20 protein-coding genes are annotated in these 17,346 nt (G+C 31.3%); 8 read left to right on the forward strand and 12 right to left on the reverse strand.

The window, feature by feature from the left end:
* The first annotated feature begins 76 nt into the window (after positions 1-76).
* From ACFS5M_RS03160 to ACFS5M_RS03170, 3 genes are all read left to right on the forward strand, one after another.
* On the forward strand, positions 77-433 hold the full coding sequence (locus ACFS5M_RS03160) for a hypothetical protein (RefSeq protein ID WP_183485633.1): 357 nt from the start codon (positions 77-79) through the stop codon (positions 431-433).
* A gap of 156 nt (positions 434-589) precedes the next feature.
* The gene (gene pheS, locus ACFS5M_RS03165; RefSeq protein ID WP_183485636.1) at positions 590-1,609 is read left to right on the forward strand and encodes a phenylalanine--tRNA ligase subunit alpha; all 1,020 of its coding nucleotides are present in this window, start codon (positions 590-592) and stop codon (positions 1,607-1,609) included.
* A gap of 2 nt (positions 1,610-1,611) precedes the next feature.
* Positions 1,612-2,007, forward strand: coding sequence for a hypothetical protein (locus ACFS5M_RS03170; RefSeq protein WP_183485639.1), 396 nt, complete (start codon positions 1,612-1,614; stop codon positions 2,005-2,007).
* Between the two features lie 16 nt (positions 2,008-2,023).
* Here the strand turns inward: ACFS5M_RS03170 and ACFS5M_RS03175 are convergent, their stop codons facing one another.
* Both ACFS5M_RS03175 and ACFS5M_RS03180 read right to left on the reverse strand, forming a co-directional pair.
* The gene (locus ACFS5M_RS03175; protein ID WP_183485642.1) at positions 2,024-2,923 is read right to left on the reverse strand and encodes a toll/interleukin-1 receptor domain-containing protein; all 900 of its coding nucleotides are present in this window, start codon (positions 2,921-2,923) and stop codon (positions 2,024-2,026) included.
* A 26-nt stretch (positions 2,924-2,949) separates the two neighbouring features.
* A complete protein-coding gene (locus ACFS5M_RS03180) occupies positions 2,950-3,951 on the reverse strand; it encodes an NAD(P)H-dependent glycerol-3-phosphate dehydrogenase (RefSeq protein WP_183485645.1) in 1,002 nt (333 codons plus the stop codon).
* A 130-nt stretch (positions 3,952-4,081) separates the two neighbouring features.
* Between ACFS5M_RS03180 and ACFS5M_RS03185 the strand changes: the two genes are divergently transcribed.
* Positions 4,082-5,029: a nicotinic acid mononucleotide adenyltransferase gene (locus ACFS5M_RS03185; RefSeq protein ID WP_183485646.1), complete on the forward strand. Its 948-nt coding sequence runs from the start codon at positions 4,082-4,084 to the stop codon at positions 5,027-5,029.
* 210 nt (positions 5,030-5,239) lie between these two features.
* A complete protein-coding gene (gene lysM / locus ACFS5M_RS03190) occupies positions 5,240-5,725 on the forward strand; it encodes a peptidoglycan-binding protein LysM (RefSeq protein WP_183485649.1) in 486 nt (161 codons plus the stop codon).
* A gap of 75 nt (positions 5,726-5,800) precedes the next feature.
* Here lysM and ACFS5M_RS03195 read toward each other — a convergent pair whose 3' ends face one another.
* The 4 genes from ACFS5M_RS03195 to ACFS5M_RS03210 all read right to left on the reverse strand — a co-directional run bounded on the left by ACFS5M_RS03195 (position 5,801) and on the right by ACFS5M_RS03210 (position 8,838).
* On the reverse strand, positions 5,801-6,589 hold the full coding sequence (locus ACFS5M_RS03195) for a polysaccharide lyase (RefSeq protein ID WP_183485652.1): 789 nt from the start codon (positions 6,587-6,589) through the stop codon (positions 5,801-5,803).
* A gap of 165 nt (positions 6,590-6,754) precedes the next feature.
* Positions 6,755-7,333: a nicotinate (nicotinamide) nucleotide adenylyltransferase gene (gene nadD / locus ACFS5M_RS03200; protein WP_183485655.1), complete on the reverse strand. Its 579-nt coding sequence runs from the start codon at positions 7,331-7,333 to the stop codon at positions 6,755-6,757.
* Between the two features lie 2 nt (positions 7,334-7,335).
* Positions 7,336-7,938: a guanylate kinase gene (gmk, locus tag ACFS5M_RS03205; RefSeq protein WP_183485658.1), complete on the reverse strand. Its 603-nt coding sequence runs from the start codon at positions 7,936-7,938 to the stop codon at positions 7,336-7,338.
* 42 nt (positions 7,939-7,980) lie between these two features.
* Positions 7,981-8,838, reverse strand: coding sequence for a YicC/YloC family endoribonuclease (locus ACFS5M_RS03210; protein ID WP_183485662.1), 858 nt, complete (start codon positions 8,836-8,838; stop codon positions 7,981-7,983).
* A 120-nt stretch (positions 8,839-8,958) separates the two neighbouring features.
* Here ACFS5M_RS03210 and ACFS5M_RS03215 point away from each other — a divergent pair, with 120 nt between their 5' ends.
* Positions 8,959-9,438 carry an acyl-CoA thioesterase gene (locus ACFS5M_RS03215; protein ID WP_183485665.1) on the forward strand — a complete coding sequence of 160 codons (480 nt, stop codon included), beginning with the start codon at positions 8,959-8,961 and terminating at the stop codon, positions 9,436-9,438.
* Here the strand turns inward: ACFS5M_RS03215 and ACFS5M_RS03220 are convergent.
* The 3 genes from ACFS5M_RS03220 to ACFS5M_RS03230 form a co-directional block, all read right to left on the reverse strand.
* Entirely contained in the window at positions 9,427-10,320 is an 894-nt protein-coding gene (locus ACFS5M_RS03220; RefSeq protein ID WP_183485668.1) for a DMT family transporter, read from the reverse strand. The genes ACFS5M_RS03215 and ACFS5M_RS03220 overlap by 12 nt on opposite strands.
* The gene (locus tag ACFS5M_RS03225; protein WP_183485671.1) at positions 10,313-10,666 is read right to left on the reverse strand and encodes an arsenate reductase family protein; all 354 of its coding nucleotides are present in this window, start codon (positions 10,664-10,666) and stop codon (positions 10,313-10,315) included. Before ACFS5M_RS03225 ends, ACFS5M_RS03220 begins: the two co-directional genes overlap by 8 nt.
* Before the next feature lie 128 nt (positions 10,667-10,794).
* Positions 10,795-11,520, reverse strand: coding sequence for a DUF4163 domain-containing protein (locus ACFS5M_RS03230; protein WP_183485674.1), 726 nt, complete (start codon positions 11,518-11,520; stop codon positions 10,795-10,797).
* A 98-nt stretch (positions 11,521-11,618) separates the two neighbouring features.
* Here ACFS5M_RS03230 and ACFS5M_RS03235 point away from each other — a divergent pair, with 98 nt between their 5' ends.
* Positions 11,619-12,758 (forward strand): cystathionine gamma-synthase, encoded by a 1,140-nt coding sequence (locus tag ACFS5M_RS03235; RefSeq protein ID WP_183485676.1) that lies wholly within the window; start codon positions 11,619-11,621, stop codon positions 12,756-12,758.
* Positions 12,759-12,830: 72 nt separating this feature from the next.
* Here the strand turns inward: ACFS5M_RS03235 and ACFS5M_RS03240 are convergent, their stop codons facing one another.
* Positions 12,831-13,598: a THC0290_0291 family protein gene (locus ACFS5M_RS03240; RefSeq protein ID WP_183485679.1), complete on the reverse strand. Its 768-nt coding sequence runs from the start codon at positions 13,596-13,598 to the stop codon at positions 12,831-12,833.
* A gap of 225 nt (positions 13,599-13,823) precedes the next feature.
* Between ACFS5M_RS03240 and gdhA the strand changes: the two genes are divergently transcribed.
* Positions 13,824-15,167, forward strand: a complete 1,344-nt coding sequence (gene gdhA, locus ACFS5M_RS03245) for an NADP-specific glutamate dehydrogenase (protein WP_183485682.1) — start codon at positions 13,824-13,826, stop codon at positions 15,165-15,167.
* A gap of 35 nt (positions 15,168-15,202) precedes the next feature.
* On the opposite strand, the gene ACFS5M_RS03250 is transcribed toward gdhA, so the two are convergent.
* Both ACFS5M_RS03250 and ACFS5M_RS03255 read right to left on the reverse strand, forming a co-directional pair.
* Positions 15,203-16,288 (reverse strand): DHHW family protein, encoded by a 1,086-nt coding sequence (locus ACFS5M_RS03250; protein ID WP_183485685.1) that lies wholly within the window; start codon positions 16,286-16,288, stop codon positions 15,203-15,205.
* 3 nt (positions 16,289-16,291) lie between these two features.
* A complete protein-coding gene (locus tag ACFS5M_RS03255) occupies positions 16,292-17,332 on the reverse strand; it encodes an MBOAT family O-acyltransferase (protein ID WP_379897852.1) in 1,041 nt (346 codons plus the stop codon).
* Positions 17,333-17,346 lie beyond the last annotated feature (14 nt).

Below are 17,346 nucleotides of genomic sequence, written 5' to 3' on the forward strand. Positions count from 1 at the left end.
AGGTATTTATTGTATACTTATGTTGAGTTCAGTTCCATGATTTATCAAGAACCCAAAAATAATTTATCCTAATTTAATGTCAAGAGATCAAGAATTAAAAGAACGTTGGAATCTGGTAGTTAAAAAACTATCCGATCAATTTGCAGATGGCGACACACTAGATTTAGATGCTATTATTTACCTCATAGGTCTGCAAGAACTTGGTCAGTTAGACCGAAAATTTAAGAAAGATCATAAGTTAGACCTCATGCATATCGCGATTTGTAAACTCCTTATGCCTTATGGATACTATGAATTTGACTTTGTAGATGAAGATGGTTGGCCACATTATATTGCAAAAGAAGAGTTGCCAAATTTAAAACCAGGAGAGCAAAGTATTTTAATGAAAGAAGCCATTGTTAGCTATTTTGTAGAAACAGAATATATCGATTAGTTTTTGGGCGTTACCCAAAGGGTCGCGCTTTCCAATACAATCTTTTTATAATAAGATATCTTGCCTTGCAAGAATCTTAATAAAAAGGATTTCCATTACAATCGCTAACGCAATTCACGTAAAAAATAGTAAATTTGCAATCATTTTAAGGACATCATGATAGACAAGATAAAAGAGCTTATCGCTGAAGCAGATAATTTTAAAGCACAATCTAAGGAAGAGGTTGAGGCATTTCGTATAAAATATTTAGGATCTAAAGGCTTACTAAAAGAGTTCTATGGCGAACTAAAAAATGTGGCTAATGATCAGAAGAAAGAGTTTGGTCAAATCATTAATCAGCTCAAGAACACAGCCGAAAATAAAGTCAACGCCTTAAAAGAAGCCTTTGAAAATCAAGAGGAAGCAAAAGGTGTTTATGGCGACTTATCGCGTCCAAGCGAACCAATCGAAATAGGTGCTCGACATCCAATATCAATCGTTAAAAATCAAATAACAGATATTTTTTCGCGCATTGGTTTTAATGTTAGTGAAGGCCCAGAAATTGAAGATGATTGGCATAATTTTACCGCATTAAATTTACCAGAATATCATCCTGCACGTGATATGCAAGACACGTTCTTTATTCAAACAAATCCAGATATTTTATTGCGAACACATACCAGTTCTGTACAAGTTCGTTATATGGAAAATAACCAGCCTCCAATACGTACAATTTCACCAGGACGTGTATATAGAAACGAAGCTATTTCTTCAAGAGCGCATTGTTTTTTTCATCAAGTAGAAGGATTATATATTGACAAAGACGTGAGTTTTGCCGATTTAAAACAAACACTACAATATTTTACTACAGAAATGTTTGGGAAAAGTAAAATTCGTTTACGTCCTTCCTATTTTCCATTTACCGAGCCAAGCGCTGAAGTTGATGTGTATTGGGGATTAGAAACCGAAACAGATTACCGAATCACTAAAGGTACAGGTTGGTTAGAAATTATGGGTTGTGGTATGGTCGATCCAAACGTATTAGAAAACTGTGGTATAGATGCTTCTGAATACTCAGGATTTGCTTTTGGAATGGGAATAGATCGAATAGCAATGCTGCTTAATCAAATTAGTGATATTCGCTTATTAAGCGAAAACGATGTCCGTTTCTTAGAGCAATTTAAGTCGGCCTTATAGTTTTGAAAAAAGATATTAAAATCCCTAAAGTAGAAGGTGTTTATATTGCGATTGTTAAAGAATATAACGACATCTATAAAACTCAAGATTGGAATGCATATATTATTAACGATAAAGCAGTCGATTTAGACATGGTGCTTATTGTGACTAGTGGATATTCTCAAGATAAAATAACGTCAACATTTAGAAAAAAACTAGAACGTCTTCCTAAAAAGAGTTATGCGAAAATCGAATTAATGCAAGAAGAATTATTTGCACTAAACAACACCTTTAAAGTTACTTTTTTTGAAGGCAACAACATGTTTGATAAAACATATCTCTTTAGAAAAAATACAATTAATCTTAAAGCCTTGCAAACGATTCCATTAATGGACGCTAAAGGTGTTTTGGTTAAATAAATTAGTGTTTTTAATCTTATTTAGGCTTAAAACCCGACAATCCTAAAAAGAGTAACATTAATGTGGAAACTAAAACAGAACCAAAAAAGATAAACATAGATTGTTCCATTATCGTGCTTTGTTCTCTAATAAAAACAAATCCAAAAAAGAAAAAAGCAGAACCAACAACTCCAGTAACGATACTGTAAATAATATATTTTTGCTTTTCTTTTGCGATTAAGCGCAAAATGAGAGATAAGATAATTAAAGCACTTATTATCACATAAAAAGGAATCGCTGCAATAGGTCGAGCAATTAATTTATAGACTTCAGGATCATAATCACTAGGTATATTTATTGCCGACTTTGCTACAGTTGCAGCAGAAATAATTAGAGAAATACTAAGTAAACTATAGATTAGCGCTTGAACCCAAAATAATATTCTTTCATTAGTTGTAGGAATGTCAAACGAAATAATTTTTCCTAATGCTAAAATATCAGCGTCCCATTTACTATCAGAAATAGTAATGGCATTATAATTCAAAATAGGTGCTAATTTTTCAGGTAATTCTTCTGCTCTAGGAAGTACTGTGCCTTCAATTAATACTGGAAAAATACGAATACCATGCTCCATTGCCATAACAATTTCTTGAGCGACCCAATCATTTGGATTGTCAATTCGTCTATTACCATCAGAATCAGCAGTTGTTAGCCACTGAGGGCCAATCAGCACAATAACGGCATCAGCAGTACTGACTTGACTTTCTATATCTTTAGCATATTCCGAACCACCTTTAATATCTTCAATGTCGCGAAACACTCTATTTTCTCCAAAATAATCACCCAAAGAATCAGATAATCGTCCAGCATAGCCTTGCGTATCAGATCGCCTATAACTGATGAAAATTCTACCTTGTTTCTTTGAGTTAAAAAACATTAATGATGGTGGTTATTTACTAAATATTAATCTAAATTCTCGGTTAATTTTTTAAACACTTTTTTAGCGTCTTTACCTTCATACAAAATATCATAAACTGCATTTATAATAGGCAAACGTGTTTTCTTTTTGTTTTTTTCGTTGAGTAAATGTGCTGATTTTGTTGCATAATAACCTTCAGCAACCATATTCATTTCCATTTGCGCAGATTTAACAGTATAGCCTTTACCAATCATATTTCCAAACATCCTGTTTCTAGAAAAAACAGAATAGCCCGTAACTAATAAATCACCTAAATAGGCTGAGTTATTAATATTGCGCTTCATCTTGTGCATTTTTTTTATAAAGCGTTTCATTTCACGAATGGCATTACTCATAAGCACACTCTGAAAGTTGTCACCATAACCCAAACCGTGAGCAATTCCAGCAGCAATCGCATAAATGTTTTTAAGCATTACAGCATATTCAGTTCCAATAATATCATCGCTTATTTTCGTTCGGATATAATCGCTCGATAAGGCATCAGCAATGGCTTGCGCTTTTTCGGCATCTGCACACGAAATGGTAAGATAAGACAAGCGTTCTAAAGCGACTTCTTCAGCATGACAAGGTCCAGCAATGACAGCAATGTTTTCAAAAGGAATTTTATAATTATCATGAAAATGCTCACCAACTAATAATCCAGTCTCAGGAATAATACCTTTCACTGCCGAAACAATAATTTTATCGTTAATATTTGTAGTGAGTTTTTCTAACTCAGCATGGATAAAAGCAGATGGGATTACAAAAATAAGCACATCTGCATAAGCCGCCATTTCATTTATATCGTTGCTAAGTTTGAGCTGTTCTAAATGAAATTCTACAGAGCTTAAATAGCTTGGGTTATGCTGCTCTTTTATTAAGTGCTCTTTAATATAAACGCTTCGCATATACCAACCCACTTCTTGCTGATTTTCACATAACATTTTTACTATAGCAGTTGCCCAACTTCCACTTCCAAAAACAGCATATTTTAACGGTTTGTTCATAAATCAATTCTAAATAGAATATCAAAAATACATAAAATATAAATCATATTAAATATCTGAAAATCAAGCAAATGTGTTTTTGGCATGTGTTTTGAATGTTTAAAAGTATTAATCAATAAAACGGAAGATTATGAAAACGACAAAATTACTTTCAGGATTTGCTTTAGTAGCATTATTATTTACCTCATGTTATCATGAAGATGTTATTGTAGACTATAATGAACCAACACCAACAATTTCATTAAATCAATTATTAGGGTCTTATGAATTATGGTATGTCGATATTAATCAAACTATTGGTTATGGCGAAACACGTTTTTTACAAACGGCATTTACTGTTTCATTTAGAGGAGGTGTTTTATACGCCAACAATAACCTTGTCGGAATTGGGAGTCAAGGAGGAGGTTTTGGAATCTCAGTTGGATATTATGATGCTTATGATATGATATTAGATGTAAGCCATGATATTGACGGTTATGAAACTTTTGATGTCTATCAAATAGATTATAATACTATAGAATTGTATAACCCTTATAATAATACATCCTACTTTTTACATGGTTTCCAACGCTCAACTTTCGATTATGATTACGTGTTTTATGATAATATTCATTATTTCATGCAAGAATATGAAGCTTGGGAAAAAACATACACGAGTGACTATGGTGCTTTAAATGAATTTGATAATGAAAACTTTTTACAGTTTTTAGCTGGCGGAACAGGCGATACCTTTAGAAGCTCACAAGACCTAATAGGAACTCACCCAGACTATTTGTATTGGGATTACACAGGTGTTTATGGTATTGGAGATGTAAGCGGAAACATGTACCAAAAAACTTTAACATTAGATTATGATTACTTTGACAATGAATTTTTTGAATTAAGCGTTATAAATGACAACACGATAGAATTGTTTCACAATGCGTCAGGAACTTTATACGAATTTAAAGGAAGAGGTTACATTCAGTATTTAAAAACGGGAACAACTATAGATAAATCTAAAACGAGTGCAGATAAAAAACGTGTTCAACGTTCTGCTAAAAAAGAAAATACGCGTACAAGTACGCGCACATTATAAAAACTTTGGTTGGTTAGTTAATTAAAAAACTGTTTAAGGAGAAATCTTTAAGCAGTTTTTTTATAAAAACATGTGACTTTTTAAAAGGAATTGTGTCTAAATAAGTATAGCTAACTTTGGTACACTAATTGTTAACATTAATTGGATTTCAGTATATTTTTATTGAAATTTACAAAGACATAACATTAACCCTTAAAACAACAAACACACATGGGATTATTTTCATTTATTAAAAACGCAGGAGCAAAGATTTTCGGAATCGGAAAAACCGATGCCGAGAAAGCAGCAGAAGCTAGCGCAGAAGAGCTTAAAGAAGAAGCATTAGTAGCTCGTAGATTAGAAACTACAGTTGCAGATTTACAATTACAAGTAGAAGGTTTAAACATATTTATTGACGATGATGCAGCTACTATTTCTGGAATGGCTTACGACCAAGCCACTAGAGAAAAAGTTATATTAGTTGTTGGTAATAGCGAAGGAATTGCTACTGTAGATGATCAAATGACTGTAGAGCACGTTGAGCCTGAAGCACAATTTCATACTGTTGTAAGTGGTGACACTTTAGGTAAAATTGCAAAAACATTTTACGGCAATGCAATGAAATACCCTGTCATTTTTGAAGCGAATAAACCAATGCTTACAGATCCAGATAAAATTTATCCAGGACAAGTATTACGCATACCTGCTTTAGACTAATAGAAACTACTTATGTAATTTGAAAAGGCTGTCTTTTAAGGCAGCCTTTTTATTTTTATACTTTGGGCAACTATTTTATTGTTTCAAAGCTTTAATATATTTTCCCTTATATATTTCAAAATTATCAAACCATGCATATTCAGTAGTATATTCTCCTTTTTCATTTTTTGGAGAATAATCAGGGGTATGACCTCCATGAAATGTGTCAAAATAAAAATGTGTTATTAACGAACTATCTTCTGCAGCACTTCTATATTGAATTAATTCTTGAGATACTTGTAGTATCCCATCTACCCATATTTCACAACGACCATTTTTAGAATTAACAGGCTTGTTTAGTTTAACATAAATTGCAACATCATTATATTCTCCTCGAGTAAAAACCGTATTAGATGAAGTTATACCGTCTCCCCATTTATTAGGCTTGTTTTGATAATAGATATAGGATGCAATTTCTCCTTTTTCTTTAAATGTAGCTCTTACACTCCAACCATCATCTTGCATTTTTTTGCCACCAACAATTTTATTATTAGGTATTAACCCATGAATTTTACCACTCTTTACAAACTTAAAATCTTTTGAGAATTTAACCGAAAAATTTAAGGTGGCTTCCTCTAGGCCTTCAGGTAATTCAAAAATACGGGCAACTATTCTGCTTCCCTTTTCATAACCTACATATGAAACTTTAATGGCATTCGAATTATTTATTCCTTCATTTTCATTTAACTCAATTAGCTTATGAGATAATAATTTTTTTATATGAGGCTGATTTAAATCTTTATCAAAATCAAATTTTAAAACAGGCTTATAATTACATGAAAACATAAAAGCGGTAAGAATAAGAAAAGTAATTATATTTTTCATAATAAATTATGTAGTTGGTTCACGAAAACAGTTTAAATAAAAAAATATTAGAAACAAACTCTTAGCTCATATCTTTAATTATATTATTGATTTTTTTTATTTGTAAAAATAAGATATTAAAGATTTATTAAGTTGGTCAATATTTTGACATTATAACAGTAAAAGTTACTTATAAAAATTCATTTCATCCAAATATTCCCAAACATACTCAGGTAGCATTGGTTTAATATTCTTACCTTCTTTTATTGCTTTTCTTATAAAAGTAGAAGACAATTGCATAATTGGAGCATCAACATGATGAATCTTTTTATGAGCATCAAATGGTGTATTTATTTTACCTTCAGATAATCGTGGATACACATAAAGCTCATGATTTTGTAAAATCAATTCATAGTTTTTCCATTTATGAAAACTCTTCAAATTATCTTCTCCCATAATCAAGCTAAACGCATAATCAGGATGCTTTTCTTGTAAATAAGTGAGGGTGTTTATCGTGTAATTAGGTTGCGGTAATTTAAATTCAATAGCACTAGGTTGAAGTGTATCATAATCTTTGGTAGCACGATACACCATTTCTAAGCGTTGATAGTCTTCTAGCAATGAGCTTTTCTTTTTAAACGGATTGTGAGGTGTGACCACAAACCATATTTGATCCAAATCACTATACTCTGCCATGTGATTAGCAATCACTAAATGACCAATATGAATAGGATTAAAGGAGCCAAAATACAATCCAACTTTCATTTTTAAGCTTCTTTTTTTTTAGGGTTTACAAAAGCATCAACTAATGTTTCAGCTTCTTTTAATGCCTTATCTAAATTGTCATTTTCAATAACCACATCAAATAAAGGTGCTGTGGCTAATTCAGCCGAAGCTTTTGCAATGCGCATGTTTATTTTACCTGGAGTTTCAGTTTTACGCTTCTTTAAACGAATTTTTAATTCATCAATACTAGGTGGTTTTACAAACACTGCTAGTGTTTCTTCTGGAAATTTTCGTTTAATACGTAAACCACCAGACACGTCAATATCAAAAATAACATGTTTCCCTAGCTTCCAGATGCGTTCAACTTCAGTTTTTAAAGTGCCATAAAAATTATCGCGATAAACTTCCTCCCATTCTAGAAATTCATCCTTTTTAATTTTATTTTTAAAAGCTTCAATAGATAAAAAATAGTAGTCTTTACCATCAATTTCTTCACCACGTTTTTCTCTTGATGTTGCTGAGATAGAGAACTCTAAATTAAGTATTTCTTGCTTTAATAAATGCCTTACAATAGTCGTTTTGCCAGAACCTGAAGGTGCAGAAAAAACAATTAATTTTCCGTTATTTTTGTTTTGTTTAGTCACTAGATTGTTTTTTGTGAATAGTTTTTAAAGACTTATTATTGACTATAAAACGTTTAATAATTGTTCCTTTATTTTTTCTAGTTCATCTTTCATTTGAACTACTAATTTCTGCATTGGAGCATAGTTGCTTTTAGAGCCAATGGTGTTAATCTCGCGCCCAATTTCTTGAGAGATAAACCCTAACTTTTTTCCATTAGAATCTTTAGAATCTAAAGCAGAAATAAAATACTCTAAATGGTTTTTTAAGCGCACTTTTTCTTCTGTGATATCAAACTTCTCTATGTAATAGATGAGTTCTTGCTCAAAACGATTTTCATCTACTTTTTCTTTTAATTCGTCAATACCTTTGCGCAAACGCTCACGTACACCTTCAATACGCTCAGGATCCATAGTAATAACTTGTTCAAGTAATTGATCTATAGAATCGATTCGGTTTCTAAAATCAGATTCAAGGACTTTTCCTTCGTCTAATCGGTAAGTATCAATTTTACTTAATGCCGATTTTATTTCATTTAAAATCGTCTTCCATTCATCATCGTCAATATCATCTCGTTCAGTATTTAAAGCATCAGGAAAGCGAACAGCCATTTTTAAAAGTTCAGTTTCATCCCCATTTACAACTTCTCGAAGTTGTTTGATATATTGCTTTACTACTGGCTTATTGAGTTGTGTTGTTGTGTCTTCACCAGTCATTTCAACATAAATAGAAAAATCTATTTTGCCTCTCTCTAATTGTTTTCCAATAAGTTTTCGTAAGCTCAACTCTTTACCTCTATAAATAGAAGGCATTCTCGCATTCAAATCCAGGTTTTTACTGTTAAGTGACTTAATTTCTATTGTAATTTTTTTAGTTGGTAACTGTAATACAGATTTACCATAACCTGTCATAGAATGAATCATAAAATAGTTTTTAGAAGTACAAAGGTAACTAAAACTAAAGGTTTAGAAAATAGTATTTTATATTATGCGCGCATAATATATTTTGTAGATTTGTAGATTTGTAGTTCTAAAATTTACAAGATGTACACAAAACAATTTGAAATTCGCTGGAGTGATGTAGATGCTAATGCTCATTTAGCTAATAGTGCTTATACTAATTTTATGAGCCATACAAGGATGGCCTTCTTTATCGAGAAAGGGTTTAGTATGAAATCGCTTCGAGAGTATAATATTAGTCCTGTTGTTTTTTATGAACACATGTATTATTTTAAAGAAGCCTTTTTAGGGCAGCCAATTACAGTGAGTTTAGAGGTTTCAGGTTTAAGCGAAGATGGTATGTTTTTTAAATTTGATCATAACTTCTATAACTCTAAAGGAGAAAACATAGCGCATTGCGAAATGCTTGGAGCTTGGATTGATTTTAAAGCGCGTAAATTAACGGTATTACCTAAAGCGTTATTAGTAATAGCAGAAGCATTTCCAAAAGCTGAAGGTTATAAAGTTTTAACGAAAGAAGACACTAGAGAAAAAGGGAAAACACCTAAAAATTTAGTTCTTTAATTGAGGTGTTTTACTCACTAAATACACTCCTGAAAATATAAGTAACATGGCCACTATTTTTATAGTATTAATAGTATCTACTCCCATAACTAAAGCAAAAACACCTGCAATGACTGGTTGTAAATAAATAAAAGTACCTACGGTTGATGCTTTTAATTTTTTTAAAGCCAAAGGGTTTAGCAAATAGGTAAAAAACGTTGCACCAATGACTATAAATGCTATAGAAAAATAAACATATGGAGTAAAACTTTCTAGTTTTATGTCTTGTATATCTGAATAAGCAAAAGGAATAACCATAAAAAACCCAAACAAAAACAACCATTTTATAAAGGTAAAGGGATGATATTTTTCGGTTAATTTCTTAATGATTATGATATAGAGGCTATAAGAAACAGCATTTATAAAAACCATTATATTTCCTAACAGCACATCATCTCCTTCTCGTGATGATTTGCCATAAACCGAAAGTAGTATTGCTCCAGCAAAACCCAATAATATACCTGCAATTTTTAATCCTGTAATTTTTTCTTTTAAAAAAATAGCAGAAAACACGAGGATAATAATAGGCGTCGTAATCATTATTACAGAAGCATGTATAGGCGTTGTAAGTTCTAGACCTTTTAAAAACAGCAACATGTTGGTTACAACGCCAAAAACTGCCGCTAAAAAAAAGGTTTTAAAATCTTTTTTATCAATTTTTTCTTTAGGCATAAAAGCATCTAAGATCCAGAATAGTATAGTCGCTCCTAAAATGCGTAAAAGCACTAAGCCAAAGGGTTTTATATAACCGCCATTCATTACAAACTTAGCAAAGGTATAGTTTAAGCCATAGAGTAACTGCACTAAAAAAACGGCAAGTAAAGCAAAAGTTCTACTATTCATTTAAGGCTTGTTTTACAGCGTCAACATTTGCTTTTGAATTTCCTATAAAAATAGAATTGTTAATAATAAAAACAGGACGACTTAAAAATGTATAATGATGTAAAATATAATGTTTGTAATCTTTTTCAGTTAACACTTGATTTTTCAAGTCCATTTTCTTGTACAACTGAGAGCGTTTACTAAAAAGGGCTTCATAACTTCCAGATAAACTTTTCATTTGTTCAAGTTGCTTTACAGTAATTTCTTCAGTCTTAATATCTTGTAATACAAAACTAGAAGGTAGATTTAATTCCTTTAAAATACGGCTACATGTGCTACATGTTTTTAGGTAGTATACTTTTTGCATATTGAAACGTTTACGCTACAAATTACGTCCATTTAATTGGGAAATAATTGTTTTTTGCTAAAAGAATAATCTTCAAATAATTTTTTTAGCATTAAATTAAAAACAGAAAACGTGGTTGTATTTATAAACTAGATGTTGAGGTATTCATTTGCAACTTCAAAAGGAATTGCAAATTCTATTATTTCTTTTTCAAAAGTATTAATCTCAAAATTATCATATAAGATAATAACGCCTTCATCACTAAAGCCTAAAGTTTTGGGTAATTTAAAGGTGTCGTTATTTAAAAGTGCTTCAGCATCAATAAAGGAAGAGCGAACCTCTTTGTTGTAATACTTTTTTACTAAATCTGTAAAACCTGAGATATCATTTACTAAGTCTTCTGTAGAATAAAGTGCTCCTGTTTTTGGATTGAAGTTAAAAAATTGAAAAACCATGGCACTATTAGCCGCGCCAGTATTTATGCTAGAATTCATTGCTACACAGGCAATGTTTTCATTGTTATAGATTAACTCTCCTTCAATCAAAGCTTCCCAAACAGGCAATTCGCCTTCTAATTCTGTAGAAATTAAAGTATTAAAATTAGAGAAAGATGCGTTAAAATCTTCAATACTTGAATCTAAAGTTGTTTGTTTTTCTCTTGAAGCATCTAGATGTAATGCACTACACACAAAATCATTAAGTGTTGCATTGATAGTTTTTGATACTTGTGATTCACCTTGTGCTTTAGGGATGTTTATTTCAACAATAGTAGCAGTACTTTTTAAAATATTAATTTCTGAAAACTGAAGAGAACGGGTTTCTTTTTTACAAGAAGAAACAAGTACCAGACAAATAAGTAAACGAATTAATTTCAACAGAAAAAAGGGTTAAAAGTTAAACATAGATTAAAGATATTGTTTCCGTTTGAATACAACGAATTAAAAGTTATTTTTGTTATAAATAAATGATAAATATGAAATTTAACACGAAAACAATTCATGGAGGTCAACAGCATGATCCTGCTTATGGTTCAGTAATGCCTCCTATATACCAAACGTCAACATATGCGCAGAGCACACCAGGAGGACATAAAGGCTATGAATACTCTAGAACACATAATCCGACTAGAAATGCTCTAGAAAATGCTTTTGCAAGTATTGAAAATGGCAATTTCGGTTTAGCATTTGGGTCTGGCCTTGCTGCTATTGATGCTGTAGTGAAACTTTTAAAACCTGGAGATGAGGTGATATCAACCAATGATTTGTATGGAGGAACTTATCGATTATTCACAAAAATATTTGAAGACTTTGGGATTAAATTTCATTTTATAGGTATGCAGAACGCTTCTAATATTGAAAGCTATGTGAATGCCAATACTAAATTAATTTGGGTTGAAACACCAACTAACCCAATGATGAATATTATTGATATTAAAACTACAGCAGCTATTGCTAAAAAACACAACGTGCTGCTAGCTGTTGATAATACTTTTGCGACACCTTATTTACAACAACCATTAGATTTAGGTGCAGATATTGTAATGCACTCTGCAACGAAGTACTTAGGCGGACATAGTGATGTGGTTATGGGAGCTTTAGTTGTTAAAGATAAAGATTTAGCAGATAAATTATACTTTATTCAGAATGCTAGTGGAGCTGTTTGCGGACCACAGGATAGCTTTTTAGTATTACGTGGAATAAAAACTTTACATGTGAGAATGCAACGTCATTGTGAAAATGGTAAAGCTGTTGCTGAGTATCTTTTATCTCATCCAAAAATAGAAAAAGTATATTGGCCTGGTTTTGAAAGTCACCCTAATCATGAAATCGCTAAAGCACAGATGAATGATTTTGGAGGCATGATTTCGTTTACAACAAAAGGGAACAATTATGATGAAGCCATTAAAGTTGTAGAAAACCTAAAAGTCTTCACTTTAGCAGAATCTCTTGGAGGTGTAGAATCGCTTTCTGGACATCCAGCGAGTATGACTCATGCAAGTATTCCAAAAGAAGAACGAGAAAAAACAGGTGTTGTCGATTCTCTTATTCGTTTAAGCGTTGGTATAGAAGATAAAGATGATTTAATTGCGGATTTAAAACAAGCCTTAGGGTAGTATATAAAATCTACTAGATACAAAAAAGCTCAAGTTAAAACTTGAGCTTTTTTGTATCTTATTGTTATTGTTTTAATCTAGATAATAGATGTAGCCAAAATTTAACCAGACTAACCAATCATTATGTTTGTTATAACTCAGGTTATGGTTTAGACCATCAATCCAGTCGCTAAAGTAATATTGCCATCTTAAATCTATCATTAAATCAGATAAAACGGTTAATTTATAACGTGCACCAATACTAGCTACAGTTGACCAAGAACTTCCAGAAGCAGGGTTTACAGCCTCATCATTCCACGCATAATAAAAATTACCTGGATTTTGAATACTTTGATCTCCCCAAGTTGTACTTGCTTTTGGTGTAAATGAGGTATAATGTGCACCTAAACTAATAAATGGAGCAACTCTGTATGCAAATCCTTGAAATGATCTAATACTTAAAGGAAAGTATTCTAACTGCATACCAATATCAAGGTTGTTAGCTTCACCTTTATGAGCTCTTAATCTGTTGTCGGGAACTACGAATTCACCAAAGTGATCTAACTTAGTTTTATTATAAGAGAGTTCACTACGTAATTTAAAGTGGTCATTAAAGAAAGTATCTGTAGAATAACAGTTACAATCTGCTCTATATGCAAAATTAATATAATGAATTAATCCTATACCAATTCCTGTATTACCAAAGTTTGTTTCTCCGCTATTTCGTACTCCAAAATCTGATCTGAACTGTACAGGACCAACGATAACACCTACTTCATGCGAAATTCCAAGTTGAGAAAAAGCCGTATGAGTCCCAATAGCTAGGAAGAAAAAAATGGTTAATTGTTTCAAATTGAACATGGTATGTTTTTCAAAATTAGAGCAAATTAATAAAAACAAATATATAAAAACAGAATAGAACAGAAAATATATTTGTTAAAAGGTAATTACTCTACTTATTATTAATAACAGATAAGTTTAATAAATATTATTCAATCTCTATTGCTAAAAGCAAAAAAAAAGTAATTCTTTTTTAAAGATAATGTATATTTGCCTATTAAAAATTTGTTGTATAATACTTTTCAAATGAAAAATAAAATAGAAGCTTTTTTAGATTTAGTTAAAGAAAAAAACAATCACGAACCAGAATTTATGCAAGCTGTTCATGAGGTTGCTGAAACTGTAATTCCATTTATTGAGAAAAACCCTCAATATCAAAATAAAATGCTATTAGAGCGTATGGTTGAACCTGAGCGTACTATTATTTTTAGAGTGCCTTGGATTGATGATCAAGGGAATACTCAAGTAAATAGAGCTTTTAGAGTCGAATTTAATTCTGCTATCGGTCCATATAAAGGAGGGTTAAGGTTCCATCCATCAGTAAACTTGAGTATTTTAAAGTTTCTAGGTTTTGAACAAGTCTTTAAAAATTCATTAACAACACTACCAATGGGTGGAGGAAAAGGAGGAAGTGATTTTAACCCTAAAGGGAAAAGTGACAATGAGGTAATGCGCTTCTGTCAATCTTTTATGACTGAATTATTTCGTCATATTGGTGCAAATACAGATGTTCCTGCTGGTGATATTGGTGTTGGAGGCCGTGAAATAGGCTATATGTTTGGGCAATACAAAAGGTTACGTAATGAATTTACTGGTGTTTTAACAGGTAAAGGAATCACCTATGGAGGGTCTTTAATTCGTCCAGAAGCTACAGGATATGGTTGTGTGTATTTCGCTAAAAATATGCTAGCAACTAGAGGAGATTCTTTTAATGGAAAAACAGTCGTTATCTCTGGTTCAGGAAATGTGGCACAATATGCATGTGAAAAAGCAACTGAATTAGGTGGAAAAGTAGTAACGATGTCTGATTCATCAGGTTATATCCACGATGCTGATGGTATAAATGCTGAAAAATTAGCATTTATTATGGAGCTTAAAAATGTAAAAAGAGGAAGAATAAATGAATATGTTGACAAGTATGCTTCAGCAACATTCCATAAAGGCGAAAGACCTTGGAGTGTTAATTGTGATATTGCTTTACCATGTGCAACACAAAATGAACTTAATGTAGATGAAGCACATTCATTAATAAATAATAACGTGATTGCTGTAGCTGAAGGCGCTAACATGCCTACAACCCCAGAAGCTATTGAAGCATTGCAAAAGGCAAAAGTGTTATTTTCTCCTGGAAAAGCATCAAATGCAGGAGGTGTTGCAACTTCAGGATTAGAGATGAGTCAAAATTCATTACGTTTCAATTGGACACGTGAAGAAGTTGATGCTAAGTTAAATCAAATCATGAACGATATTCACGAATCTTGTGTGACTTATGGCAAGGAAGAAGATGGATACATTGATTATGTAAAAGGTGCAAACATTGCTGGGTTTGTAAAAGTAGCAGATGCAATGTTAGCTCAAGGTGTCGTATAGATATTAAATAAAATATAATTAAAAGTTAAGGCTTGCTATTTTGCGAGCCTTAATTCTTTTAATAAAACATCAAAATTGCGTTCTGAGACTTCTAAAATGAAGATGTCAGGATTTTCATTTTCAATCTTTATTTGGCTTATATTCTTATTATATTTTACATAAACGACCTCATTAAAAGTCTCGTTTAAAAAAGGAAATAATTCAAAACCAAAAGAGTCTCTATACATAAGAAGTTTTAAATCTTTATTTATGTTTTTATAAGCGTGATAATCATTTGAATTTACTATGGTTTCAACAGAAGAATTCGCAGGTTTATTATAATTTATAATTGTTTCTTTGTTATAATTGTTAATCATTCTAGTAATATCGCCTTGAAAGGTATCTTTCTTTATCTCAAAATAAGAAAGCGGAATAATAGATAATTGATTATAATCTTTAATCACCTGCTTCATAATATGTTCATAAGCAAAATAAGCACCATGGCTATTCCAATGAGTATCTGTTTTAATATACAATTGGTTTTGCTCCTTTTTATCACGTAACGTGCTCCTTAAGTCAATAGATTTTATATGATCTGAAGGTTTAATAGTTGCTAAAAACTGTGTGATAGGTGTAGGTTTTTGCTGTATGTTAAATGGAAGGTTCTCTTTATATATGGTGCTTTTATTAGGAGCCACTACAAAGTAGAAGCTCACTCCTAAATGCGTTAAATAATCATTTAGATTTTTAAGGTTTTGCCTCATAATATGCAAATCTATTTTCGAGTAGGTTTGCATTCCAAAAGTATTATTTAAAACATTGTTATGATGGTTCCCTAAAAAATACCAATCATCACTCCCTTTTACAACTCTATTGGGTAAAGGGTCTTCATTAAGAATGTTGGATTTGATATTTATATAAAAATCAACGAAAGAAGATTTTAAACCATAATGTTCTAAATAGTATTTTTTCAATTTAGTAAAGGCAGTTCTTTTAGTTTCATTTTTAAGGTCTGGGAACGTTGTTAAATTGGCAAACTGAGACTTTTTTTCTAAATCTGTAAACATCAAAAGGTTTGGAATTAGCAATAGAGCTAAAAACAATATAATGACAATGGTTGATCTTTTTTTAGTGTATATCATTAATTAAAATTTAAAGTATACAAATGGGTTATAAGCGCCTTTTGAAATATAAATATAATCGACTAATAATAAGATAAATAAGCTCGCTATTTTTAAATTCACAAATAAATTATAGGTTGAAGTTTTATTTAAATCTTTTAAGTGTTTTATATGGTTTGTTATTTTTTTATGAATAGGAGTTGCTAATATTATAGCAAATATTAGTGTGATAATAATTTCCTTATTTAAATAAAAATTTAAATACTCATAGTTGGTTGTTGATGAAAAATTAAACATGTTTTTCATGTATGTAAAAGCTTCAGGAAGTGTATCGCATCTAAAAATAGGATATGAAAAATTAATAATAACTAAAGTGTATATTAAACTTATTTTAGAATTTACAGACTCTAAAACTTTATTAAATCCTAACTTTTCAATCACTATGAAAAGGCCATGATAACAACCCCAGAGTATATAATTCCAACTAGCACCATGCCATAAACCCATTAAAAAGAACACTGCAAAAAGATTTAAATAAGTTCTTAATACGCCTTTTCGGTTACCTCCTAATGAGATGTATAAATAATCCTTAAACCAACGTGATAATGTAATATGCCAACGCCTCCAAAATTCTTGAATAGATTTTGCGATATATGGATAATTAAAATTTTGCGGAAAATTAAATCCAAACATTTTACCTAAACCAATAGCCATATCTGAATATCCCGAAAAATCAAAATATACTTGAAAACCAAAGGCAAATACACCAACCCAACCAATTAATGGAGAAATATCTTCAACAGGTAAGCTAAAAATACCATCAACCAAAAAAGCACAGTTATTGGCAATAATGACTTTTTTAGTCAACCCAATAATAAAGCGCTCTACACCTTCAGCAAATTTATTGATAGTGACTTCTCTGTTTTTTAATTCAATCTCAACTTCAGAATATCTCACTATTGGGCCAGCTATTAATTGAGGAAACAGTGTAACATAAGTGGCAAAATCAATAAAATTCCTATTAGCTTTTACATGTCCTCTATAAACATCAACAGTGTATGACATAGTTTGAAAGGTAT

This window comes from Lacinutrix iliipiscaria, assembly GCF_042686125.1.
GTDB lineage: Bacteria > Bacteroidota > Bacteroidia > Flavobacteriales > Flavobacteriaceae > Oceanihabitans > Oceanihabitans iliipiscarium.